Genomic DNA, 22,226 nt, shown 5'->3' on the forward strand with positions numbered 1-22,226 from the left:
TAGCTTTTCCGACTTACTCTTTTAGCCTTCGGCAAATGCGCCGGGTAGTGTACCTTGCTGGCTTAACCGCCGCTTTTCCTTCTCGGATGAAACTACGTTACTTTTCTCTGGCCGCCGGGTTGCTGGCTGCCGCTCCCGTCGCCGCCCAAAACGCCGCCCTCAATGCCCGCATTGCCAAGCTGGCCGCCCAGGAAGAAGCCAAGGTAATAGCCTGGCGCCGCGACCTGCACGAGCACCCCGAGCTGGGCAACCAGGAAACCCGCACCGCCGGCATCATTGCCGCCCACCTCAAAAGCCTGGGCCTGGAAGTGCAGACCGGCGTGGCCCGCACCGGCGTAGTAGGCATTCTGAAGGGTGGCAAGCCCGGCCCGGTAGTAGCCCTGCGCGCCGACATGGACGCGCTGCCCGTAACGGAAAAGAACGAGCTGCCCTTCGCCAGCAAAGCCCGCTCGACCTACAACGGGCAGGAAGTGGGCGTGATGCACGCCTGTGGCCACGACACGCACGTGGCTATGCTCATGGGTGCGGCCGAGGTGTTGAGTCAGGTGAAAAAGGACTTGCCCGGCACGATTAAGTTTGTGTTTCAACCCGCCGAGGAAGGCTCGTTGCCGGGCCAGGAAGGTGGGGCCCGCCTCATGGTGAAGGAAGGCGTGCTCGATAATCCGAAAGTGGATGCCATGTTCGGCCTGCACATCAACGCCCAGACCGAAGTAGGCACGCTCCGTTACCGGCCCGGCGGCGAAATGGCGGCTTCCGACCTGTTTACCATCAAGGTGAAGGGTAAATCGGCCCACGGCGCCTACCCGTGGCTGAGCGTGGACCCGGTGGTAACGGCCGCCCAGATTGTGATGGGCCTGCAAACCATCGTCAGCCGCCAGACGCTGCTTACCGAAGACGCGGCCGTGGTTACCGTGGGCATGATTCACGGCGGGGTGCGCAACAACATCATTCCCGAGCAGGTGGAGCTGACCGGCACCATCCGCACGTTCAATAAGGACATGCAGCGCAAAATCTGGGAGGATATCCGCCGCACGGCTACCGGTATTGCCGCCAGCGCCGGGGCTACGGCCGAGGTTTCCATCGAGAACTACGCGCCCGTCACGTTCAACGACCTCAAGCTGACGGAAAAGATGCTGCCCTCGCTGCGTACCGCCGCCGGCGGGGCCGATAAAGTGGAGCTGCAAAAGGCTGTAACCGGGGCCGAGGATTTCGCCTTTTACCAGGAAAAAGTGCCCGGCCTGTTCGTCTTCGTGGGGGGCATGCCCAAGGGCACCGACCCGGCCACCACCGCGCCCCACCACACGCCCGGCTTCCGCATCGACGACAGCGGCCTGACGCTGGGCGTGCGGACCCTGGCCACTCTGGCCGCCGACTATCTGACCTCGAAAAAGTAAGCTTACATGAACATTGCCCTCGTTACCTGCGAAAGCCTCACCCAGTACGCCGCCCCCACCGTTGAAGATGAAGACTCGCTGCTCACGCGCTACCTGCGCGAGCAGGGCCACCAGGTAGCCCCCCGCGTGTGGACCAACCCCGCCGTTGACTGGGCCGGCTACGATAAAGTGGTAGTAAAGTCGCCCTGGGACTACTTCGACCGGGTGGCGGACTTCTACGCCTGGCTCGACCGGATGGATGCCACCGGCATCGAGTTGCTAAATACTTCGCGCATCATTCGGTGGAACGCCGACAAGAAATACCTGCGCGACATGGAGCAGGCCGGCGTGAAAATCGTGCCCACCCACTGGCTGCCGCAGGGCAGTGAAGTGGTCATCGACGAGCTGTTCGACATTCTGCAGAGCGAGCAGCTGGTGGTGAAGCCCGCCGTGAGTGGCGGGGCCAAAAACACGTTTACCCTCACCCGGCCCGAAACCGCCGAACGACTTCCGCAGCTCACCGAACTGGTGCGCCACGAAGACTTTCTGGTGCAGCCCTTCCAGCCCCAGATTCAGCTGGAAGGCGAATGGTCGTTGGTGTACCTGGGCGGCAAATACAGCCATTGCGTGCTGAAAACCCCCAAGTCGGGCGACTTCCGGGTGCAGCACTACCTGGGCGGCGGCATCGAAGCCCGCGAGGCGCCGGCCCATCTGCGTCACACCGCCGACGCCATTGTGGCCGAGTTTGCCCAGGACTGTCTCTACGCCCGCGTCGATGGCGTGGATGCCGCCGGCGAATTTCTGCTCATGGAACTGGAGCTGATTGAGCCTTTCCTCTACCTGGCCTCCAGCGAAGGTGCCCTGGCCCGCTACGAAGCCGCATTGCGGCAATAAACTAAGCGTGTCCTTGCGAGGCGCAGCCGTGGCAAACCGTCCTTTGAAATGTGCGGAGTGTCTTTGAGTGGAAAGCCCTTACGCCTGTTCAGGCGTAAGGGCTTTCTGGTAAAACGAGGTTTGTCACTGCGCAGAGGACGGATTGCTTCGCGTTGCTCGCAATGATTAGGTGGGGCAATCCGTCTAGAAACCATTCACGCTAAAGCCGCCATCCACGCTCAGGCACTGGCCGGTGATATAGCTGGCAGCAGGCAAGCACAGGAAGGCTACGGCCGCGCCCACCTCTTCCGGCTCGCCGATGCGTTGCAGCGGAGTGCGGTCCAGCACGCTTTGTAGGTAGTCGGGGTTGCCGAGCACACCGGCGGCCAGCGGCGTGCGGATGTACCAGGGCGCAATGCAGTTCACGCGGATAGAATCGGGGGCCCATTCCACGGCCAGGTTGCGGGTAAGCTGGATGATGGCGGCCTTGGTCATGCCGTATACCGAGCCGGTGCGCAGGTGAGTGAGGCCCGCCACCGACGACACATTCACGATGCAGCCCTGGGCCAGCTTCAGCAGCTCGTAGGCGCCCTGGCACATGCCAAACGTCGACTCCAGATTGGTTTCCATCACGTGGCGGTAATCTTCGGCACTGTACACGGCCGTCGACTTGCGAATATTGGTGCCCACGTTATTGACCAGAATATCGAGCCGAGGCCACTGCCGGCTGAACTCGTGCAGCAGGTTCTGCCGGTCGTCGGCGCGGCTTACGTCGGCCGTGAGGGCGTGGGCATCGAGGCCCTGAGCCTGCCAGGCGGCCACCTGGGCTTCCAAATCGGGGGCGTGGCGGGCTACGGCTACTACGGTAGCCCCGAAGCGTAGCAGCTCTTCGGCTACGGCGGCCCCAATGCCTTTGGAAGCGCCCGTGACTAGGGCAATACGGCCTTCCAGATTCCAGCGGTTGGTCATGGTGAGGTAGTGAAATTCAAGCGTGAAGGAATGTGAGGAATGTATAAAATTCTGGGGTGAAAGCTAACGAGCGTTTGTAAGCGCGGAGCTGAATTGCCGGATAAAATGAACGGCTGAGCATACAGCGGTATGTTTGGATAAGGGAATTGATATTTATAATATTGTTGCTTTGGTGATTGTTTTTATATAATATTTTCATTTAACAGTGTATTTGATTGAAGTATTTGTAAATTGCTTTTGTTCGGTACCCACCCCGACACTACGCCCTCCTTTCCACAACCAAACCAACCTTTCATGAACAAACATTACTCAGCAGTAGCTTTGCTACTGGCTAGCGGCCTCGTGTGCTCTACTGCCCAGGCCCAGGAAAAATCGGCTGTGCAGCAGAAAGTATTGTCCGACAAAGGCACGCCCGCCCTGGTAGCTTTCCGGGCCGAAGCGCCGGCTTACACGCTCAACGACGCGCGCAAGGCATTTGCCGAGCAGCTGCAACTGAGCACCAACGACCAGATGCTACGTAGCAAAACGGAGGTCGACCAGCTTGGTTTCGCCCACGAGCGGTACGAGCAGTACTACAAGGGTGTGAAGGTAGAGCATGCTTCCTATACGCTGCACGCCAAGCAAGGCGCAGTACAGAGCATGAGCGGCAGCTTCGAGCGGATTGAAACGCTGAACGTGACACCTTCCCTGACGGCTGAGTCGGCTTTGCGGTCGGCACTGCAGTTTGTGGGCGCCCGTAAGTACATGTGGCAGGATGCCGCGGAGGAAGCCGGCCTGAAACAGCAGGAGGAGAACCGCGCCGCTACCTACCTACCTAAGGGTGAGCTGGTGATTGTGAATAACCAGCGCGCCATCGGCACGGAGCGGCTGAACAAGCCCACGCTGGCCTGGAAATTTAACATCTATGCCCAGCAGCCACTTAGCCGCGCCTTCATTTATGTAGATGCCCACACTGGCGAGGTGGTGATGCAGGACAACATCATCAAGCACGCGGCGGCTACTGGCACCTTCGCTACCAAGTACTCGGGTACCCAGAGTAGCGCCACCGAAACAGCTACCGGCGGCTACCGCCTGCGCGAGCTGACCCGCGGCCTGGGCATTGAAACCTACAACTGCAAGAAAAGCAACAGCTACACTGCCGCCGTTGACTTCATTGATGCCGACAACAATTGGACGGAGTACAACAACGCCAACTTCGACAACGCCGCCCTCGACGCGCACTGGGGTGCCCAGAGCACCTACGACTACTTCAAGAATATTCACGCGCGCAACTCCTACAACAACGCCGGCGCGAAAATCAAGAGCTACGTACACTTCGACGACACGCCCGGCGGAGCTGGCTACGAAAATGCCTTCTGGGATGGCACGCGCATGACCTACGGCGACGGCGCCACCCGCTTCGACCCACTCACAGCCCTCGACGTAGCAGCCCACGAAATCGGCCACGCCGTGTGCTCCAGCACCGCCAACCTGACGTATTCCTACGAGTCGGGGGCGCTGAACGAAGGCTTCTCCGATATCTGGGGCGCCTGCGTGGAGTACTACAAGGATCCAACCAAGCAAACCTGGCTTATCGGCGAAGACATTGACAAAGTGCGGCCTTCGCTGCGCTCCATGAGCAACCCGAACGCCGAAAGTCAGCCCGACACCTACCAGGGCACGTACTGGTACGCCGGCAGCGGCGACAATGGCGGGGTCCACACCAACTCGGGCGTGCTCAACCACTGGTTCTACCGCCTGTCCGTTGGCGGCAGTGGCACCAACGACAAGGGCACGGCCTTCAGCGTGACGGGCATTGGTATTGATGCTGCCGCTAAAATTGCCTACCGCACCGAAAGCGTGTACCTGACGGCTTCGAGCAACTATGCTGCCGCCCGCACCTACTCCATTCAGTCGGCCAAGGACCTGTACGGTGCTGGTTCCGCTCAGGAAATTGCCGTTACCAATGCCTGGAGCGCCGTGGGCGTGGGTGCTGCCTACGGAGGCGGTACGCCGCCACCTACCGGCGTTACCTACTGCACCTCGAAGAGCAACAGCGTAGCCTACGAGTTCATCGACTACGTGGCCCTGGGCACCCTGACGCGTACTTCGGGCGCTGATGCCGGCTACTACAACGGTACTGCTCTGACGGCTCCTACACTGACTGGTGGTACTTCCCAGACGATCAGCTACAGCGCTGGTTTCGTGGGTACAGCCTATTCGGAGTACTTCAAAGTGTACATCGACTACAACCAGAACGGGCTCTTCACCGACGCCGGCGAGCTGGTAGTAAGCTCGGCCGCCAGCACCTCGGCCGCTACCCGCAGCTCCAGCTTCACGGTGCCGACTACAGCTAAGAATGGCAAGACCCGCATGCGCGTTGTGATGAGCGACGCTTCGGGTACTACCAGCTGCAACGCCTACAGCTACGGCGAAACCGAAGACTACAGCGTGACTATTGCTGGCGGTACGACCGTTGCCGGTATCAATGGCATTGCTGGTGGCAATGTGTCCAGCCAGTTTGAGGTCTATCCGAACCCGGCTGCTGACCGCCTCAATATTGCGCTGCCAAACAATGCCGCCGTGGTATCGGTGCAGATTATGGATGTGCGCGGTGCCATCATCAATAGTGCCCGCTACGAAGGCAATGGCCAACTCAATGTGGCCAGCCTAGCCAAAGGCATGTACACCCTGACCGTGAGTGATGGTCAGACTACGTACCGCCAGCGCTTCGTGAAGGAGTAGGTAGTCCTGCCCTTTCAGTAATGAAAAAGGCCCGTCATTGACGGGCCTTTTTTGTGTGGGTCAGTCGCTTAGGCTACTGCCAGGGCGAATATTCCAGCTTCAGCTCCAGCAGGCCAAAGCCGTCGTTGCGGGCGGCGTTGCCGCGCTGGCTGATGTCGTCGAGATGGTCGGTGGTGGTGAAGTAATAGGTGCCCTCGGCCGAAGCGTTCAGTTGGGGCGACAGGCGCACCGTTACTCCCAGGCCCACCGGGGCTATCAGCGCCGTGGCGGGATAATCATTGCGCTCGGTAGACAGAAATACGGTGCTCGGCACCGGCCGACCGTCGCCCATGTAGGCTTCGGGCGTGTAGAGCAGGAAGCCCGCCCCGGCTTTCACGTAGGGCTTGATGAGGGCTGCCGAACCGCGCGAATCGGCGAATTGGGATTCGTCGCGCACTAGCTCGTAGCGGAAGAAGCCAGTGAGAGCCGCGTTTTTACCCCGAAACGCGTAGCCACGCTCCGGCAGCTGGTCTTTGGCGCCCAGCTTAAACAGGGAAAGCTCCGTGCCGACCATTACCCGGGGCCGCACCATGTACAGCGCCCCGATACTGCCGCTGGGGCCGGGCAAGTTGTCGGCCACGCTTTCGGCCAGGTCGCCGTTGTAAAATCCGGCTCCTCCACCCAGCGTGAAGTAGATGGGGCCACGGTGGTAGGGGCGGGCCGAGTTGGTGAAATACCGACGACGGCGCTCCGGGCCCTGGGCATGAGCCGACTCAGCTAAAAGACAGAAAAGCAGCAGGCTGCCGAGGGAAATCAGACGAAAATTCACGGCCGGATAAGGTTGGTGAGCAGCGGAGATACGCAGGCCGGGGCCTGGCCGTTGCTGCCGCGCTTGCGCCGGGCGCCTATTTGAACACGCCCTGCGGGTCGGGCAGCTTGGCCGACAAGTCGCTGATGAGGTCGAAATCGAGGCTGCTCACGTTCACTGCCTGGCCTTTGTGCACGGCTTCCCAGGCCTTGGCGTAGTCTTCGCGCAGGTAATGCACCCGGGCCATCTGCTGCCAGGCATAGGCGTTGTTGGCGTCGGCGGTCAGGGCTTTTTCGAGGTGCTTCTGGGCCTGGTCAAGGTCCTTCTTCTTTTTGAGCTGCTGGTAGCGGATCAGGTAGCTGGTGCCCAGGTCGCTGAGGATGTTGGAGTGGTCGGGCGCAATGGCCAGGCCCTGGGTTAGCAGGCCAATGGACTCGTCGGGGGTGGCATTACGGCTCGTTACGATGCCCAAGCCCCGGTAGGCCTCGGCATTTTTGGGGTCGAGCAGCCAAGCCAGGTTGAAGCGGTAGAGGGCCGTGTCGGGCTTGTTTTCGGTGATGTACTCGTAGCCTTTGCCCGAGAAAAACCGGCTGGCCTCGGCCCGCGACGCGAAGCTACGGTCAATGTCGGCCAGGAAAGCCGCCCCCACTAGCTGCTGAGCTGCTTCCGGCGATACTCCGCCAAACAGCGGCTGCAGGCGGCTGGTGGCGCCCGCCGGTGCATCCGATTTTACCTTGACTTTGGTTTTGCGCTGGGCCTGGGCCGGGGCAGCCCCCAAGGCCAGGCCACAGATCAGCAGCAACAGATACTTTTTCATGGAGGGAAGAAAGCAGCAAAAAGAAAATAGAACGGAAAAAGCCCGGGCATCGTGCCGGGCTGGCCCAACAAATATAGCGCCGCAGCGGGCAACCCCGGCCAGCGCGGGCCGTTGGCAGCAGCAGCCCGCAATCCGGCCGGCCCTCTTCTCCGGTATATAAGTCGGCTGCCCTAAGACCCGGCCGCACCTTTCCGCTGAATTATTCCCGCATGACTTTATTCCGTGTTCTGATCCTGCCTGCTTTGCTGGTTTTCGTACTGCTGGCCTTGGTGGCCAACGAGTACGCCGAGGCCCAGCCCAGCCGTCGCACGGCCGGTATTGCCTACGTGCCCACTACTGAAGCTGGCTTCGATACCGAGCGACACCGCCTCGACGTGTACGCACCCCGTAAGCGCGGCGCGGCAGCGTACCCGGTGGTGGTCTTTATTCACGGCGGCAACTGGAACAGCGGCAACAAGAGCCTTTACTCCTTCATCGGGCGGCGGCTGGCCAAGCAGGGCGTGGTGGCGGTGGTCATCAACTACCGCCTGGCCCCGAACGTGCAGGTGCCTGCCATGGCCGACGACTGCGCCCGGGCCGTAGCCTGGACCTACCAGCACATTGCCGAGTACGGCGGCGACCCGCAACGCCTGTTTACGATGGGCCACTCTGCCGGGGGCGGGCTGGCCGCGCTGCTGGCCGCCGACAATCAGCTGTTCATGCGCCAAGGCTTGGCCGCCAACCCCGTGCGTGGTGCTATCCTCGACGACCCGGCCGGGCTGGATATGTATGACTACCTGAAGAAGATGAAATACGATGGCGACGCGCAGTACCTAGTGCCCTTCGGCAAAGACCCCGCCGGGTGGAAAGCCGTGTCGCCGATGTACTACGTGACGGCCGCAACGCCCCCGTTTTTGGTGTTCGTGGGGGGCAAAACGTACCCGTCCATCAGCAGCAGCAGTGAGAAATTCAGGCAGAAACTCACGCAATTGGGACGGGAGCCGCAATTCTCGGTGCTGGCCGGCAAAAAGCACGTGCCGATGGTGCTGCAGCTATATTGGAAGGATAACGTGATATACCAGGAGCTGCTGAAATTTGTGGGGGCCGGCACGGCGGTGGCTCCCGCTGCTACAGGCTTTCGGCGCTAGCCAAACAGCTGGGTCTGGGTGGCGGGCTGCTCGTGGGTCAGCAGCCACTTTTTGCGCGACAAACCGCCCGCGTAGCCCGTAAGCTGTCCGCCGGCCCCAATAATGCGGTGGCAGGGCCACACGATGGCCAGCGGATTCTGGCCGTTGGCCGCGCCCACGGCCCGCACCGCGCCGGGGTTGTCGAGTAGCCGGGCCAGGTCGAGGTAGGAAGCCGTGCGGCCGAAGCTTACTGTTTGCAGCTGCTGCCACACTTGCCGCTGAAACTCAGTGCCGCGTTCCACGGAATAGCGTAGGGAAAAGTCGCGCAGCTCGCGGCCAAAATAGGCCTGCAGTTGCCGATGCGGCTCACGCAGGCACTCGGCTACGGCCGCGAGGGGCGTAGCGGGCGGCGCCTGAGCTTCGTCCAGAAACGTAACGGCAGCCAGGCCCGCATCCGAGGCTTTCAGCTCCAGCATGCCGATGGGCGTGGGCAGGTAGGAGTAGGCAAAGGCGGACGGGAGTAGCATCAGGGCGGGATTGAGGAGCACCGGCAAGATAACGACTGGTCTGCTTCTAGTAGTCTTTCCGCCAGGCTTTGCCTCAATGGCTCTTTTGCCTGGAGCGCCACAAAGGGTTTACTGATAAAGAAGGGGCTTTGCGGTCTTGGTGAGGCGAAGACTACCAGTCGGCGACATTCGAATTTATTTTTTTTTGAATGTCGCCGGCTTGTCGGTGGTTGGTCGGCGACATTCAAAAAAAAATAAATTCGAATGTCGCCACGTCGTCAGCGCTTCGTTGTTCAGCAGCGCTTTGCTTCCACTGCCGCTGCACCGGGGCCGACCAAGATGGTGTCTACAGTATTGCCAAAAACCCAGCGAGGCGGCTCCAATCGTTGAACGACTGGTGCTGCCTCGCTGGGGCTACCATTCAATAGGCCGCAATGTGGGTTAATTACCATTGCACGCGAGATTCCTCGGCTCCGCTTCGTCTCTGCTTGATGCGCAGAATACTCGGAAAGACGTTCTTCCCCAACAACTAACCTCTACACGCCCTCAAACACGGCCATTGCGTCCCAGAGACGGTCAAACTCGGTGGTGTAGCGCTGCAGGGCCGTGGGGTCGTCGGTGATGAGCAGGTTTTCGAGGTTGTAGAGCGCCGCCGAGCGCGTCCAGTTGTAGCTGCCGGTGAGCACCAGCCGCCGGTCGGCAATGGCAAACTTGTGGTGCATGTGGTCGGTAGTCCGGTCGATGCGGGTGGCAATACCACTGGCGTGGAGCTGCTTGATATCCGAGCCTTTGTCGAAAAGCTTGTCGTTGTCGGTGAGCAGGCGAATGGCCACGCCCCGGCGGTAAGCGGCCAGCAGCGAGTCGGTAATCCGGTCATCGGAAATAGTAAACACGCACACGTCGAGCCGGTGGGCGGCCTGCCCGATAAACCGGCGGATGGCCTCCACGCACTCGGTGCCGGGGCTGAAATGCACGGTGGTGTGGGCCGGCTGGGGCGGGGCCAGAGGCAGCAGCAGGGCGCTGGCCGCTTCGAGCCATTCCACTACCGCTTTGTCCTCAAACGAGTTGAACCGCTCCCGGGCCATGGCAAACAGCTGGTGGCGCAGCGTGGCCAGCGCCTGCCCCTGCTGCCCGTGGGCGGCTAGCCGCTGCCGCAGCTCCCGCGCCTCCGCCGCCGACAAGGTAGAATCGGCAAAAGCCTGCTCGAAATGGCGCAGCAAGGCCGAAGTACCGGCCGAATCGGGAGCGGAAGAACTCATCGTAGACTGTTGGGTAGGCTAGGTTAAGGAAAGAGACAACGCTACATCCGACTCCGTAACCGTAGTAATCGGCTTGGGAATAGCGGCCGATACCATTTCCTGGGCTTCCAGAAGGGCATTGGCGTAGCCGTGGTCCAGCACGCGGGTCAGGCCGGGCTCGGGGGCTCTGGTGTCGGCATCCCAGAGGCCGGCACGGTGCCAGGGCGTGAGGTGGTCCCAGTCGGGCCGGTCGATGATGGGGTAGAGGCAGGCCCCGAACAGCGGCACGCCGGCTTGCAGCGCGGCGGCGCACTCCCGGCCAATCATCTGCATCCAGAGCGGCCGGTCGACGCCGGGGTGGCTGGTTTCGGTGAGCACCACGGGGCGGTGGTAGCGCTGCCAGGCCCGCTGCAGTAGAAAGCTCAGCGGCCGGAAACGCGGGTCATGGTCGTCGTTGGCCCAGGGCAGGGTGTGGCGCGGCTCCAGCTGCCACTGGTTGTCGTAGTAATAGTTGAAGCCTAGCAGATCGAGGTATTCCTCGCGCCCACCTAGGTCGGGGCAGAGGCGGCCGGCCAGCATATCCACGGCCTGAAACTGGTTGTTGTCGAACTCACTCACGCGCTGCCGGTGGCTGCGGGGCGAATTGGGCGCGGCTACGATATGAATTAGTGGCTCGGTGGTGAGGATGCGGATGCCGGGGTCGGCCTCGCGCAAAGCCGCCACGCCTTCGATGTAGGCGCGCATCAGGCCCCGCTTCACTTCCCAGCCCTGGCCCACGCAGTAGGGCGAGGTGCCGCGCACGTCGCCGCCCAGCCAACTCATAAAGCTCACCTCGTTGATGGGCGTCACAATCAGCACGTCGTCGGGCCGCTGCGAGCGGTAAAACTCCACAAAGGCGCGACAGAGGTGGGCAAAGCGCCGGGCAAACATGGGGTGCAGCGGCGTCAGGTCGTCGGGGTAGCCGAAGTGGCATAGGTCCCAAACCTGCTGAATGCCGTGGCGGCGGCCGGCATCGAGCAGCTCCTGCACGGTGCTCCAGTCGTATTGGTAGGCGGTTTTCTCCACTTGGCTCCAGCGGATTCCTTCCCGCACGGTCCCGATATTGAAAGGCTGCAGGTCCTGATAATCGGCGTCGATGCGCTGTAAATGGCCGGTTAGGGTCAGAAAATCAACGCGGTGACCGAAGGCGTTGAGCTGGTCGGTACACTCGTAGCCGCCCATCCAGAACGAGCGAAAAGGGTTGTCGTGCGTGGTAGCAAATGCCATAAGCGCGGGGTTTAGCGTGCAAAAAAAGGCGGTAGCCAGCCCCTTGCGAAGCTCGGCTACCGCCTAATGTACCCAAAAACCGCTGGATAGGTTGGGCTAAGAGGGCAGGAGACTAAATCTGCGGGCTTACCTGGTTGGTCGGCTGCTCGGTGTCACGGTGCTTGTCAGTCAGGCTTTTAGCCTCCACAAAGATGCGCTTAAACTCGGGGTGCGTAGTGCGCAGCACATCCTGCATAGCGGCAACGGCCACTTCCACTTCCACGGCCGAGAGGTGGTCGTGAAAGTCCACGTCGAGGGCCAGCACGACGTCGGCGGGGCCGAGGTACATTGTTAGCGGGGGTCGCACCTGCTCCACGCCGGGCTGCTTGCTCACGATGCTCATCACGCTGTCGATGGTAGCATCATCAACGCCGGTGCCCACCAGCAGGCTGCGCGTGCGGCCCACCAGAAACACGGCTACCAACATCAGCAGCAAGCCGATGGCTACCGAGGCGCCGCCATCGAAGTACGGATTATTCAGCGCGTGGCCGAAGTATACGCCCAGCAGCGCGATGATCAGGCCGACGAGGGCCGCCAGGTTTTCGAGCACTGAGGCAAACACTGCCGGGTCTTTGCTGGTGCGCAGCTGGCCCCAGAAGCCGCCCGCGCCGCCGGCTTGCGTCAGGGCCCGGGCCGCCAGCCAGAAAGCCCAGGCTTCAAACAGGATGGCCACGCCCAGCACGATGTAGTTCCAGCTGGCGTCGGTGAGCGGCTCGGGCTCCAGAATGTGCTTGATACCCTCGTAGAACGACATACCGCCACCGATGGCAAAAATGAGCACGGCCACGATAAGGCCCCAGAAATACTGCTCCTTGCTGCGTCCGAACGGGTGCCGCCGGTCGGCCGGCTTCTGACTCTGGGCAATGCCGTAAAGCAGCAGCACGCCGTTGCCACTGTCGACGAGGGAGTGGATACCCTCGGAAAGCATAGCCGACGAGCCAGTGAAGTAAGCCGCCACGAACTTGCTGATAGCAATGCCGACGTTGGCCGCAATGCCCCCGAAAAGGGCCGTTTTTGAAGAGTTAGGGTTTGCCATAAAAAGTAGTTGCAACGAGTCCGCCGGGCGGGATAGGGGCGAAGGTAGGCAGCCGGCGCGGTATTACGCCTGGGCCGGCACCTTTGGTACGGACTGGGCGGGCAAAGTTTTGGCTTCAATAAAGATGCGCTTAAACTCGGGGTGGTCGGCCCGCACAGCGTCCTGCAGCCGCACCACCGCCTGCTCGACCTGCGCCACGGTCAGCTCGCGCTTAAACTCTACGTCGAGGGCCAGCAGCGCGTCGGTGGGGCCCAGGTACATCGACAGTGGGTTGCGCACCTGCACCACGGCCGGGTCAGCGGCGGCTAGGGAGTTGAGGCTGGCCAGGGTGGGCGCATCCACGCCTTCACCTACCAGCAGGCCTTTGGCTTCCCGCAGCATAAACACGGCCATGCCTACCAGCAGCACGCCAATGGCCATGGAGGCCGCGCCATCGAGGTAGATGTTATCCAGCAGATGCCCAAAAAATACGCCAGCCAGGGCAATGACGAGGCCCAGCAACGCCGCCAGGTCTTCGAGCAGAATGGCGAATACCGCCGGGTCTTTGCTGGCCCGCAGCGCCTGCCAGAAGCCCGCAGTACCCCGCGTTTTCTGAAACTCCCGGAACGCCAAGAAGCAGGCAATGCACTCGAAACCCACCGATAGGCCCAGCACCCAGTAGTTCCAGGTAGGGTCGGTGAGGGGTGAAGGGTTCTGAATATGCTCCCAGCCTTTGTAGAGCGACATGCCGCCGCCCACCGCGAAGATGAGTACGGCCACAATAACGGTCCAGAAATACAGCTCCTTGCCGTAGCCAAAGGGATGCACGGCATCGGCGGGCTGCTCGGCACGTTTCAGACCCCACAGAATCAGTACGCCGTTGCCGCTGTCGACGAGGGAGTGAATGCCCTCGGAAAGCATGGCCGACGAGCCAGTGAAAAAGGCCGCCACGAATTTGGCAATGGCAATGGCTACATTGGCCCCAATGGCCCCGTACACAACCAGCTTAGAAGAGCTTCCGGCCATAAGATGAAGAAAAGATGAAGTACCGGTGGTACGCACCGCACCAAGCCGGGGTTGGAGCCGCCGCCTGAACAATCCGCTTTTATCCGACTTTTACGCCTCTATGACCCCAACTACTACCGACCCCACTACTGACGCTACCGCCGCCCCACTGCGCCGCCGCCTGGGCCTGCTGCAGGCCACCGCCCTGAATATGATTGACATGGTGGGCATCGGGCCCTTCGTGACGCTGCCGTTGGTAATGGGCTTTATGGGGCCGTATTTTCTGCTTGCCTGGTTGGTAGGCGCGGGCCTGGCCATCGTCGATGGGTTGATCTGGAGTGAGCTGGGCGCGGCCAATCCTGAGGCGGGCGGGAGCTACAAGTTTCTGAAGCTGGCCTACGGCGAGAAAAAGTGGGGCCGGCTCATGTCGTTTCTCTACGTGTGGCAAACCCTGGTGCAGGCTCCGCTGGTGGTGGCTTCGGGTGCCATCGGCTTTGCGCAGTATTTCGGCTACTTGGTGCCGCTTACCGAGTGGTGGCAGCCTAAGCTGGTGTCGGGCGTGGTGGTGCTGCTACTCATTGCCCTGCTCTACCGCCGCATTGAGGATATCGGCAAGCTGGGCGTGATGCTGTGGGTAGGCGTGCTAGGGCTCATGGGCTGGCTGATTTTTGGCGGCCTCACCCATGCCGAGCACACCGTGGCTTGGCTGCCCAGCGGCGGCTTTTCGGCGTTGCCGGGCATTCTGCTGTCGGGCGCCATGGGGCAGGCTGCCGTCAAGACGATTTATTCCTACTTGGGCTACTACAACGTGTGCCACCTGGGCGGCGAAATCAGCAACCCACAGCGGGTTATTCCGCGCAGCATCTTCCTGAGCATTCTGGGCATCATGGCGCTGTATCTGCTGCTCAACTGGAGCGTGGGCACCGTTATTCCGTGGCAGGAAGCGCAACACTCGGAGTTCATCGTTAGCACTTTCGTCGAGAAACTCTACGGGGCCGTGGCGGCACAGTGGGCTACCGCTCTGGTATTGTGGGTGGCCTTTGCGTCGCTGTTTGCGGTGCTGCTGGGCTACTCACGTATCCCGTACGCGGCAGCGGCCGACGGCGAGTTTCTGCCCATCTTCGCCAAAACCCACCCCACCAAGCACTTCCCCCACGTCTCGCTCCTGATTCTGGGCGGCGTGGGCTTCGTGTTTAGCTTGTTGTTTCGGCTGGGAGAGGTCATTACGGCTATTCTAGCCATGCGCATTCTGGTGCAGTTTGTAGGCCAGGCCGTGGGGCTGGTGTTGCTGCGGCGGCGCAACGGCACGGCCAGCCTGCCCTTCAAGATGCCGCTCTACCCGTTGCCGGTTATCATTGCCGTTACGGTGTGGCTGCTGGTTTTCTGGAGCACGGGGCCCACGTTTATGCTCTCGGGCCTTACCGTTATCAGCACCGGTATCATCGTGTTTCTACTCTGGAGCCGCCGGCGCGGGCAGTGGCCATTCGAGAAAAGCTAAGCCGTACTTTTACGGACTCTATCCTCGATGCTTAGCCCATGCTTCGTTTTCTGATTTTTGTCTTGGCCGGTGTATGGCTGTTTGTTACGCCGGGGCTGGCCCAAAAAACGGCTGCCTCCGACTCGGATTACTTGGACTGGAGTGCCACCCGGCGCATCACGGCCGCTGATTTTCAGCTGAAACTCCGGCCCAACAGCAACCTGCGGGGCAGCAATGCCATGTACCACTTCGGTATGGAAGGCCACATGTTTGAGCTGCTAGGCAAGACGGGCCACAACAGTATTCGCAACCAGCTGCTGCGTTCCGCTTCCTGGCTCGACACGACTAACCGAGCCGATGTCTCGCAGCAGATCCGCTTTCAGCAAACCCTGTTCGATATTCAGGAAATATACATTCGGCGGATGCGGCAGCAGGTTCGGGCCAATGCCACGAAAATTCTGCTCTTCGGCAAGCCGGATGTCAACGAGCTGATGACGGCGCAAATGAAGGAGTGCCAGCAGCGCCAGGTGAGCTGCACCGAAGAAACGAATTACGCCGCACTGCCGGAAAAGCAGGTTTCCTGGGAACAGCAGATCTTAGTGGAGCTACAGGAGCTGCAGGCCTTTGCCGCGAAAGAATAGCTAGTCCAGCCGCTTCTCGTAGCAGAAAAACCGCAGCCCAGGCCGGAACCCCAGCGTGATTTCGCCCGCGAAGCGGTAGCCCAGCTTGGGAAATAGCCGCTGCGTAGCCGCGTTTTCCGAGTTGGTATCCACCCTGAGCGACTTCAGCCCCCGCTGCCGGGCCAGCACCTCGGCCTGCTCCAGTAATGCTGCCGCCACGCCCCGGCCCTGCGCAGTGGGGTCCACGGCCAGGCGGTGCGTCACGATGGCCGTTTCGGTGGCGTCCCAATCGGCCTGAGCATATTCGGGGTCTTGGTCCTGGGTGAGGGCGGCCACGCCGGCCAGTTGCCCGTCCAGCTCGGCCACCCACAGCTGACTTTGGGCAATATCCTGGCTGAAAACCGCCTCGTTGGGGTAGTCGGTGGTCCATTGCTGGTTGCCGCTGGCTTGCATCAGCGGCACCACGCGGCGCACCAGCTCCAGGATGGCGGGAATATCGGCAAGAGTGGCGAGGCGAATAGACGGCATGGCAGAGGGGACGAAATAGGCTGGAAAGAGAAACTACGGCCGTGCGCTATAAGCAGCTGACCGCCTGGCAAATGCAGGCCGCAAGGAAGCAAAAAAGCCGTTCCCCAGCTCCTGGCTGCGAAACGGCTTTCTGTTTTTTTGACCGGCTACCAACGTCTCCGCTGCTGCCCGGCCCGGCCTACGTGGTTTGCACGAAGCGCTTGATGTCGCCGCTGGCAATGTAGGACTTGCCGTCGGGGGCCGTGTTTACCTGGTCAACGACGAACAGAATGCTTTCTTCCCGGATGCCGCGGGGAAAGCGCATGTTCCAGTCCGGGTCGAAACCGTCACTCACCACCCGGGCGCGCAGCTTGCCTTTGTCCTTCACGCACTGAATCAGGACACCGGTGCCGATGGTGTCGGTTTCTTCCAGATCGGCCAGCGTCGTGGGGGCTTTGGCCGGGCGGGAGCTGGCGGCGCGGCTGCCGCCCGAGCGGCTCGGCGAGAAGCCGGCCAGCGCATCCACTTCCCCGGGCCGCACCAGGCGGGTGATGTTGCCTTTGGCGCGGTAGAAAGTGCCGTCGAGGCTGCGCTCCAGCTCTTCCACAATGTAGTGCGCGCCTTCGGCCCGAATGGCCCGCGGGAACTGGATGTTCAGATCATCGTAGCCCGGCGAAACTACCCGCACCCGCAGCTTGCCGCCTTCCCGGAAACAGGTCAGCTCGACGCCGGTGCCGGCTTCCGTCACCACGGGCAGCGCGTGGGCCGCCTGGTCGACACTCACCCCACGGCCCGACAAGTCGACCCGCGCGCGGCGGCCCTGGAAGGCCTGGTCGCGCAGCTCCTTGCGGCTCTCGTTGTCGAGGTGGCGGCTGGCAATGCGCTGGGCGTAGTGGTTGATCTGATCAATTTCCTCGGCAATTTCGAAGTGCTCGTGCAGGCCCTTAGCCGTCAGATAAGCTACCAGTTGGTGCAGCAGCTCCTCCGCTTCCTGGTGCTTGCCGGCATCGGCTAGGTCTACGGCCCGCTCTTTGTCGCGGGCAATGCGCAGCCGGGCCAGGTCCATCGTCACGCCGCCGTCGGCGGCGTCGGCCACGGCCTCAATGCCGCCGGCCGTTACCTGCACCGTGTGCTCCCCGGCAATGGCTTCAATACTACCCTCCCGAATGGCATCGGCTCGGTAGGCAATGTGCAGCAGCTGGTGGCTGCCCGCGGCCAGGGCCGGCAGCCGGAATTGCAGGCCCAGCAGCTTGTCTTCGTTTTCGTGCACGTCGCCCAGGTGCAGCACCAGCCGGCCGCCATCCTGGGGTTCTACCCGGGCCAAGCTCAGCACGTCGGCTATTTCAGCCTGCCCAATGGGGGTGAGCGTCACGGTCAGGTTCTGGGCGGCAATGGCCTTGAGGCTGTCCAGCTCGATGCCAAACACGTCAGCCGCATCATCCAAGGACTGAATGAAGTAGAAGTTGCCCCCGGCGGCCCGGGCCATACCGATCAGCAAATCTTCCTCGAAGTGGCTGCCAAAGCCGAGAGTAGTAGTGGTAATTCCTTCCTCGGCCTTCTTGCCGGCCGTGGCCGTCAGGATGGCCGGGTTCGTAACGCCGTGGTTGGCCTGCCCGTCGGTGAGCAGCAGCACGCGGTTCACGTGCTGGTCGGTTTTGTGCTTGGCTACCAGCTCGCAGCCCCGCAGCCAGCCGCCGCTCAGGTTGGTAATACCACCGGCCCGCACGCTTTTCAGAATCTGTTTGATGGCCTCCTTATCGGTTACCAGCTGGGCGTCCAGCAGGGTATCCACCACGTCGTCATACACTACAACACTCAGTCGGTCGTCGGCCGTCAGGCGGTCCACGAAGTCGGCGGCGGCTTTCAGCGCGTGCTTGAGCGGGGCCCCGGCCATACTGCCGCTACGGTCAATGACGAGGGCCACGTTCAGGGGCCGCCGCTGCGGATTCGGTACGTCTTCCCGGAAGCTGAGCAGCAGGCTGGTCGTGTCGGCCGTGTTTTCGAGTAGTACCGGACTGGTTGGCTGTTGGGTGATTTGCATAAGCGAATGGTAAGGGGTTAAAGGGGGGATAAGACAAGGGTTTTCTACTTCCCGGCCGCAGTAAGCAGAGCTGGCGGGAAAAAATCAGGCGGAATGCAGTTTGAACTCAGGTTTCGATGAGGGGCCGGTAGTCGTGCTCATTCTCGAAGCCGGCCAGCCAGGCGGCGGCCCGGCGGCAGGTGCGCACGTGGGGCGGCACGCGCAGCACGTAGCTGTGGGCCGTGGAGGGGCATTTCACCCGCAGCGCTACTATCGGCTCATCGTCTTCGAGTGGAATGCTAATCAGCTGCCGCTCCCCGCCCGTGTCCCGGTCCCGGTCGATGATCAGGCCACCGACTTCCTCAATAAACCGGTCGAGGCCGAAGCGTTCCAGCAGTATCCGCCGCCGCGTCACGTTGCGCACATTCAGGATTTCGCCGGCTTTCAAATCTTCGGGCCGGAAGGCCGTGCGCTCATCCACGGTGGTGCCCTGCCAGCGGATATTGACCTTCAGGCCGCTGGGCAGCGCGGTGAGGCCACTGCCGGCCACTTCTACCCAGTGCGTGAGGTGGGCGGTGGCGGGCAGCGCCAGCAGCTGCGGACAGTTGGCCACGTCCAGGCTGCGGGCGGTGAGGCGCTCGGGCAGCCGCCGCAGGTGCCGGTTGCCGCTTAGGTTCACCGATTCGCGCACCAGCCAGTCGCCAGTCAGCTCCCGGATGCCGGTGCGGGCGGCCTGCACGCTGGTGGCCCGTAGCCGTTCGGGCAGCAGCTCCAGATTGGGGCAGTCGTTTACTTCCAGGTGCGTGCATTCCAGAAACGTGGGCAGCTCCCGCAGCCGCGGCTCATGGCTCAGGCGCAGCGCTCCGCTCACAATCAGCTCGTCGGGCATGCGGCCCGACAGCACCAGCCGCCGCGCCTCTTCCGGCGTGGCCCGCACCGGACCAGTTTGGGGAGGCAACGCATAAGGCCGGGGGCTGGCCGCCGGCGGAGCAGGGGCGGATAGCTGATAGGCAGAAGGCGCTGGCTCAGCCGCTTGGGCAGCCTCGGGAGCGGCGGGCCGGCGCAGATGGCGGCCCCGGGCGTTGATGGTAAACATCAGCAGGCTAGTCGACTACGGTGCGGATGGCCGAGGGCGTATACTCGCGCTGTTGCCACACCCGGTACACGCCTACGGGCAGCGCAATGGGCCGGTGCTCCTCGTGCACCAGCGTGGCCGATGGAGCCGACACGAGCAGGTACAAGTCTTTGCCATAGGCATACATACTAGCGGCCCCGGTTTCCCGAATGCGGTGGGAGTGGCCGGTATGCTCGCCGTGGGCCAGCACTACGCCGGGGCGCGGTACGGCGCCGGCCGGTAGCGCGGCTACGGCCGCAATAAGGACATCACCGTGACGATACAAAGAGCTGGGCTGAGTCATGATGCTTTGCTAAAATGGGAAGAATTGCTTTAAAATCTTGCTTACACGATATTACGGTGTTTGTGGATAAAAGGCAACGAAAAGCCTGATTTTTATACTAAAAAATTTAGTACATAGTTTTTGGAGTGGAGACCAAAAAAGTAGCTGAATCAATGCAGGGTACTTTTAACAGGAGCTTATCTGACTAACTGAACAGGGCATTCTTGCGGTGCGAAAACTAGCTCGACGAGCCGGCACGGTTGGCGCAAAAAAGAAAATCCTGGCCGGACAACCCACGCTTGGTGGAGTCCGGCCAGGATTTACTCAGGCCCTGCATCGGCCTGGTTGCTACTAAGAATAGCCGTTGATGACTATGAGTTTTAGCCGCGACGCAGCACGGCGGCAGCTTCCTTGGCGAAGTAGGTCAGGATGGCGTCGGCGCCGGCCCGCTTGATGCTCAGCAGCACTTCCATCATCGTCTTCTCGCCATCAACCCAGCCATTCTGGGCAGCAGCTTTTATCATGGCGTACTCACCCGACACGTTGTAAGCCGTGACGGGCAGGTTGGTGTTGGCTTTCACGGCATGAATCACGTCGAGGTAGCTCAGGGCAGGCTTTATCATCACCATGTCGGCACCTTCCTGCTCATCAAGGGCCAGCTCGCGCAGGGCTTCGCGCTTGTTGGCGGGGTTCATCTGGTAGCTTTTCTTGTCGCCTTTTTTCGGGGCCGAGTCCAGCGCGTCGCGGAAGGGGCCGTAGAAAGCCGACGCGTACTTCGCCGTGTAGCTCATGATGCTCACGTGGCTAAAGGCATTTCGGTCGAGTACGTCCCGAATCCAGGCCACGCGGCCGTCCATCATGTCGGAAGGGCCGATGATGTCGGCGCCGGCGCGGGCCTGAGCCAGGGCCATCTGACCCAGCACTTCCAGGCTGGCATCGTTGAGAATCTCGCCCGACTCGGGGTCCACGATACCGTCGTGGCCGTCGCTGGAGTAGGGGTCCATGGCCACGTCGGTCATGATGACCACATCGGGAAACTGCCGCTTGATGTCGGCCACGGTTTTGAGGTACAGGCCTTCGGGGTTGGCCGATTCCTTGGCCAGCCGGTCTTTCAGGGCGTCGTTGATGCCGGGAAACGGGGCAAAAGCCTTGATGCCCAGCTCCACGGCCTGCCCAATTTCGTCGATGAGGCGGTCGGCGGTGAAACGGTGAATGCCCGGCATCGAGCTTACTTCGATGGTTTTATTCTGGCCCTCAATCAGGAAAACCGGGTAGATGAAGTCGTTGGTGGTCAGGTTGGTTTCCTGCACCATGTTGCGAATAACTTCAGACTTGCGGTTGCGCCGAGGGCGGTGAGTTGGGAGGATGGCCATTGATACGTTTGGAAAGAGGTAACCGGGCAAAACAACGCCGGCAAAGATAAGGTTGCGCGCCTGGGCGCTTAGGGCAAGTTGCCGTCGATGATAAAGCTGCCCCAGAAAGCCAGCAGCAGGCCGACAACCGACCCGAGGGCAAAGATGCCAAACCCGGCCCAGCTGCCCACCACCAGCCCCGCCACGATGCCCGCCACAAATACGCCGGTGCCCAGAATCTGCAGGAAGCTGCCTTTAGCGGAAAGCAGCTGCCGGGGTGCTGTTACGTGCTGCACAACCGTCTTCGGGCTGCCAACTGCTTTTACCACCTTGGCGCATTGGGACTTGGTTTTGCCAGCGCTTTGTACCTCGGTACGCTGCTGAATTAGTGTCAGCGGCCGGGTTGCGGCAGACTGGCGCACCACTACGGGCGGGCCAGGTCGTTTTGTTGGGGCGGTATCCAGCCGGGCCAGCAGTCGGGGCGCGGGCTGGAATTGAAAAGCTGTCTGCTCACTGCGGCAGCCCGTTAATAGGGGCAAAAGCACTAAGCAAAAGGCCAGATACGTTTTCATCCCAACAGCTACATATTAAAAAACTCCTGGAAGATTTCGAGCCACGCGTGCTTGCCGCCCACCCCCAGCACCAGAAAGTAATAGCCCAGAATAACCACCGCCGCGCCCACGCCCAGCCCCAGCCAGCCGCCCAGCAGCAGGCCCGCCACCACGCCGCCCGCAATCAGCAAAGAGCCCAGCACAATGTGGAAAACGTCGTGGCGACTAGCTGCCTGAAGAGGCTGCTTTTTCGCCTTGCGAAGCTGGCTGCTTTGTGCTTCGCGCTTCAGTTGTGGCCGTAAAATACGCACTGGATTAGCGCGCTGCACAGCCACTGACCGGGTTGCGGCGGGCTGCTGGGTACTTGCCGAAGCTGGAATTTCTGCCGGGGCTTTTGCCGGAGCCGGCGCTGGCTGCGCAGCTACTGGCGCGGCGGCTATAGCTACGACTGGGCCGGGGCGAAAGTCAAAGGCAGCTTTTTCGCTGCGGCAGCCCAGCAGCAGCGTCATCGATAAAACTAGCAGGCGGCCGGTGGAAAATACGTTCATAGGCAAAAAATAAGCGGACCGCCAAGATAGGGCGGT

21 protein-coding genes are annotated in these 22,226 nt (G+C 61.5%); 6 read left to right on the forward strand and 15 right to left on the reverse strand.

Going from position 1 to position 22,226, the window contains the following annotated elements:
• Positions 1-86: 86 nt before the first annotated feature.
• Positions 87-1,394, forward strand: coding sequence for an amidohydrolase (locus tag LGH74_RS01315; RefSeq protein ID WP_226170708.1), 1,308 nt, complete (start codon positions 87-89; stop codon positions 1,392-1,394).
• 6 nt (positions 1,395-1,400) lie between these two features.
• On the forward strand, positions 1,401-2,267 hold the full coding sequence (locus LGH74_RS01320) for an ATP-grasp domain-containing protein (RefSeq protein WP_226170711.1): 867 nt from the start codon (positions 1,401-1,403) through the stop codon (positions 2,265-2,267).
• Between the two features lie 183 nt (positions 2,268-2,450).
• Here the strand turns inward: LGH74_RS01320 and LGH74_RS01325 are convergent, their stop codons facing one another.
• Positions 2,451-3,215, reverse strand: coding sequence for an SDR family oxidoreductase (locus tag LGH74_RS01325; RefSeq protein ID WP_226170714.1), 765 nt, complete (start codon positions 3,213-3,215; stop codon positions 2,451-2,453).
• A gap of 294 nt (positions 3,216-3,509) precedes the next feature.
• Here LGH74_RS01325 and LGH74_RS01330 point away from each other — a divergent pair, with 294 nt between their 5' ends.
• Complete coding sequence (locus tag LGH74_RS01330) at positions 3,510-5,939, forward strand: M4 family metallopeptidase (RefSeq protein ID WP_226170717.1); 2,430 nt, start codon at positions 3,510-3,512, stop codon at positions 5,937-5,939.
• Positions 5,940-6,012: 73 nt separating this feature from the next.
• Here the strand turns inward: LGH74_RS01330 and LGH74_RS01335 are convergent, their stop codons facing one another.
• Both LGH74_RS01335 and LGH74_RS01340 read right to left on the reverse strand, forming a co-directional pair.
• Positions 6,013-6,747, reverse strand: a complete 735-nt coding sequence (locus LGH74_RS01335) for an outer membrane beta-barrel protein (RefSeq protein ID WP_226170720.1) — start codon at positions 6,745-6,747, stop codon at positions 6,013-6,015.
• A gap of 76 nt (positions 6,748-6,823) precedes the next feature.
• A complete protein-coding gene (locus tag LGH74_RS01340) occupies positions 6,824-7,543 on the reverse strand; it encodes a tetratricopeptide repeat protein (protein WP_226170723.1) in 720 nt (239 codons plus the stop codon).
• A 209-nt stretch (positions 7,544-7,752) separates the two neighbouring features.
• On the opposite strand from LGH74_RS01340, the gene LGH74_RS01345 reads away from it, so the two are divergent.
• Positions 7,753-8,670 (forward strand): alpha/beta hydrolase, encoded by a 918-nt coding sequence (locus LGH74_RS01345; protein ID WP_226170726.1) that lies wholly within the window; start codon positions 7,753-7,755, stop codon positions 8,668-8,670.
• On the opposite strand, the gene LGH74_RS01350 is transcribed toward LGH74_RS01345, so the two are convergent.
• The 5 genes from LGH74_RS01350 to LGH74_RS01370 all read right to left on the reverse strand — a co-directional run bounded on the left by LGH74_RS01350 (position 8,667) and on the right by LGH74_RS01370 (position 13,739).
• The gene (locus tag LGH74_RS01350) at positions 8,667-9,176 is read right to left on the reverse strand and encodes a methylated-DNA--[protein]-cysteine S-methyltransferase (RefSeq protein ID WP_226170728.1); all 510 of its coding nucleotides are present in this window, start codon (positions 9,174-9,176) and stop codon (positions 8,667-8,669) included. The two genes, LGH74_RS01345 and LGH74_RS01350, sit on opposite strands and share 4 nt — an antisense overlap.
• Positions 9,177-9,691: 515 nt before the next feature.
• Positions 9,692-10,414, reverse strand: a complete 723-nt coding sequence (locus tag LGH74_RS01355; RefSeq protein ID WP_226170731.1) for a phospholipase D-like domain-containing protein — start codon at positions 10,412-10,414, stop codon at positions 9,692-9,694.
• Positions 10,415-10,432: 18 nt separating this feature from the next.
• A complete protein-coding gene (locus LGH74_RS01360; RefSeq protein ID WP_226170734.1) occupies positions 10,433-11,659 on the reverse strand; it encodes a glycoside hydrolase family 1 protein in 1,227 nt (408 codons plus the stop codon).
• A 112-nt stretch (positions 11,660-11,771) separates the two neighbouring features.
• Positions 11,772-12,734 (reverse strand): cation diffusion facilitator family transporter, encoded by a 963-nt coding sequence (locus LGH74_RS01365; protein WP_226170738.1) that lies wholly within the window; start codon positions 12,732-12,734, stop codon positions 11,772-11,774.
• A 63-nt stretch (positions 12,735-12,797) separates the two neighbouring features.
• Positions 12,798-13,739 (reverse strand): cation diffusion facilitator family transporter, encoded by a 942-nt coding sequence (locus tag LGH74_RS01370; protein WP_226170741.1) that lies wholly within the window; start codon positions 13,737-13,739, stop codon positions 12,798-12,800.
• A 100-nt stretch (positions 13,740-13,839) separates the two neighbouring features.
• Between LGH74_RS01370 and LGH74_RS01375 the strand changes: the two genes are divergently transcribed.
• Together LGH74_RS01375 and LGH74_RS01380 are read left to right on the forward strand one after the other, a co-directional pair.
• A complete protein-coding gene (locus tag LGH74_RS01375; RefSeq protein ID WP_226170744.1) occupies positions 13,840-15,216 on the forward strand; it encodes an APC family permease in 1,377 nt (458 codons plus the stop codon).
• Between the two features lie 38 nt (positions 15,217-15,254).
• Entirely contained in the window at positions 15,255-15,836 is a 582-nt protein-coding gene (locus LGH74_RS01380; protein ID WP_226170747.1) for a hypothetical protein, read from the forward strand.
• Here LGH74_RS01380 and LGH74_RS01385 read toward each other — a convergent pair whose 3' ends face one another.
• The 7 genes from LGH74_RS01385 to LGH74_RS01415 form a co-directional block, all read right to left on the reverse strand.
• A complete protein-coding gene (locus LGH74_RS01385) occupies positions 15,837-16,343 on the reverse strand; it encodes a GNAT family N-acetyltransferase (RefSeq protein ID WP_226170749.1) in 507 nt (168 codons plus the stop codon).
• A 178-nt stretch (positions 16,344-16,521) separates the two neighbouring features.
• On the reverse strand, positions 16,522-18,363 hold the full coding sequence (locus tag LGH74_RS01390; RefSeq protein WP_226170751.1) for a vWA domain-containing protein: 1,842 nt from the start codon (positions 18,361-18,363) through the stop codon (positions 16,522-16,524).
• Between the two features lie 106 nt (positions 18,364-18,469).
• Positions 18,470-19,438 carry a DUF6745 domain-containing protein gene (locus LGH74_RS01395; protein ID WP_226170753.1) on the reverse strand — a complete coding sequence of 323 codons (969 nt, stop codon included), beginning with the start codon at positions 19,436-19,438 and terminating at the stop codon, positions 18,470-18,472.
• A gap of 7 nt (positions 19,439-19,445) precedes the next feature.
• On the reverse strand, positions 19,446-19,760 hold the full coding sequence (locus tag LGH74_RS01400; RefSeq protein ID WP_226170755.1) for a hypothetical protein: 315 nt from the start codon (positions 19,758-19,760) through the stop codon (positions 19,446-19,448).
• Positions 19,761-20,119: 359 nt separating this feature from the next.
• Positions 20,120-21,112, reverse strand: a complete 993-nt coding sequence (gene hemB / locus LGH74_RS01405) for a porphobilinogen synthase (RefSeq protein ID WP_226170759.1) — start codon at positions 21,110-21,112, stop codon at positions 20,120-20,122.
• Between the two features lie 68 nt (positions 21,113-21,180).
• Positions 21,181-21,630, reverse strand: coding sequence for a TMEM198/TM7SF3 family protein (locus LGH74_RS01410; protein ID WP_226170761.1), 450 nt, complete (start codon positions 21,628-21,630; stop codon positions 21,181-21,183).
• Positions 21,631-21,671: 41 nt separating this feature from the next.
• Complete coding sequence (locus LGH74_RS01415; RefSeq protein ID WP_226170764.1) at positions 21,672-22,190, reverse strand: hypothetical protein; 519 nt, start codon at positions 22,188-22,190, stop codon at positions 21,672-21,674.
• Positions 22,191-22,226 lie beyond the last annotated feature (36 nt).

It is taken from the genome of Hymenobacter lucidus, assembly GCF_020447265.1.
Lineage (GTDB): Bacteria > Bacteroidota > Bacteroidia > Cytophagales > Hymenobacteraceae > Hymenobacter > Hymenobacter lucidus.

Bases quoted from the DNA above. Each gene is read 5' to 3' on its own strand.
- LGH74_RS01315 (WP_226170708.1), top strand. From the start codon at position 87: ATGAAACTACGTTACTTTTCTCTGGCCGCCGGGTTGCTGGCTGCCGCT.
- LGH74_RS01320 (WP_226170711.1), top strand. From the start codon at position 1,401: ATGAACATTGCCCTCGTTACCTGCGAAAGCCTCACCCAGTACGCCGCC.
- LGH74_RS01325 (WP_226170714.1), bottom strand. From the start codon at position 3,215: ATGACCAACCGCTGGAATCTGGAAGGCCGTATTGCCCTAGTCACGGGC.
- LGH74_RS01330 (WP_226170717.1), top strand. From the start codon at position 3,510: ATGAACAAACATTACTCAGCAGTAGCTTTGCTACTGGCTAGCGGCCTC.
- LGH74_RS01340 (WP_226170723.1), bottom strand. From the start codon at position 7,543: ATGAAAAAGTATCTGTTGCTGCTGATCTGTGGCCTGGCCTTGGGGGCT.
- LGH74_RS01345 (WP_226170726.1), top strand. From the start codon at position 7,753: ATGACTTTATTCCGTGTTCTGATCCTGCCTGCTTTGCTGGTTTTCGTA.
- LGH74_RS01350 (WP_226170728.1), bottom strand. From the start codon at position 9,176: ATGCTACTCCCGTCCGCCTTTGCCTACTCCTACCTGCCCACGCCCATC.
- LGH74_RS01355 (WP_226170731.1), bottom strand. From the start codon at position 10,414: ATGAGTTCTTCCGCTCCCGATTCGGCCGGTACTTCGGCCTTGCTGCGC.
- LGH74_RS01360 (WP_226170734.1), bottom strand. From the start codon at position 11,659: ATGGCATTTGCTACCACGCACGACAACCCTTTTCGCTCGTTCTGGATG.
- LGH74_RS01365 (WP_226170738.1), bottom strand. From the start codon at position 12,734: ATGGCAAACCCTAACTCTTCAAAAACGGCCCTTTTCGGGGGCATTGCG.
- LGH74_RS01370 (WP_226170741.1), bottom strand. From the start codon at position 13,739: ATGGCCGGAAGCTCTTCTAAGCTGGTTGTGTACGGGGCCATTGGGGCC.
- LGH74_RS01375 (WP_226170744.1), top strand. From the start codon at position 13,840: ATGACCCCAACTACTACCGACCCCACTACTGACGCTACCGCCGCCCCA.
- LGH74_RS01380 (WP_226170747.1), top strand. From the start codon at position 15,255: ATGCTTCGTTTTCTGATTTTTGTCTTGGCCGGTGTATGGCTGTTTGTT.
- LGH74_RS01385 (WP_226170749.1), bottom strand. From the start codon at position 16,343: ATGCCGTCTATTCGCCTCGCCACTCTTGCCGATATTCCCGCCATCCTG.
- LGH74_RS01390 (WP_226170751.1), bottom strand. From the start codon at position 18,363: ATGCAAATCACCCAACAGCCAACCAGTCCGGTACTACTCGAAAACACG.
- LGH74_RS01395 (WP_226170753.1), bottom strand. From the start codon at position 19,438: ATGTTTACCATCAACGCCCGGGGCCGCCATCTGCGCCGGCCCGCCGCT.
- LGH74_RS01400 (WP_226170755.1), bottom strand. From the start codon at position 19,760: ATGACTCAGCCCAGCTCTTTGTATCGTCACGGTGATGTCCTTATTGCG.
- hemB (WP_226170759.1), bottom strand. From the start codon at position 21,112: ATGGCCATCCTCCCAACTCACCGCCCTCGGCGCAACCGCAAGTCTGAA.
- LGH74_RS01415 (WP_226170764.1), bottom strand. From the start codon at position 22,190: ATGAACGTATTTTCCACCGGCCGCCTGCTAGTTTTATCGATGACGCTG.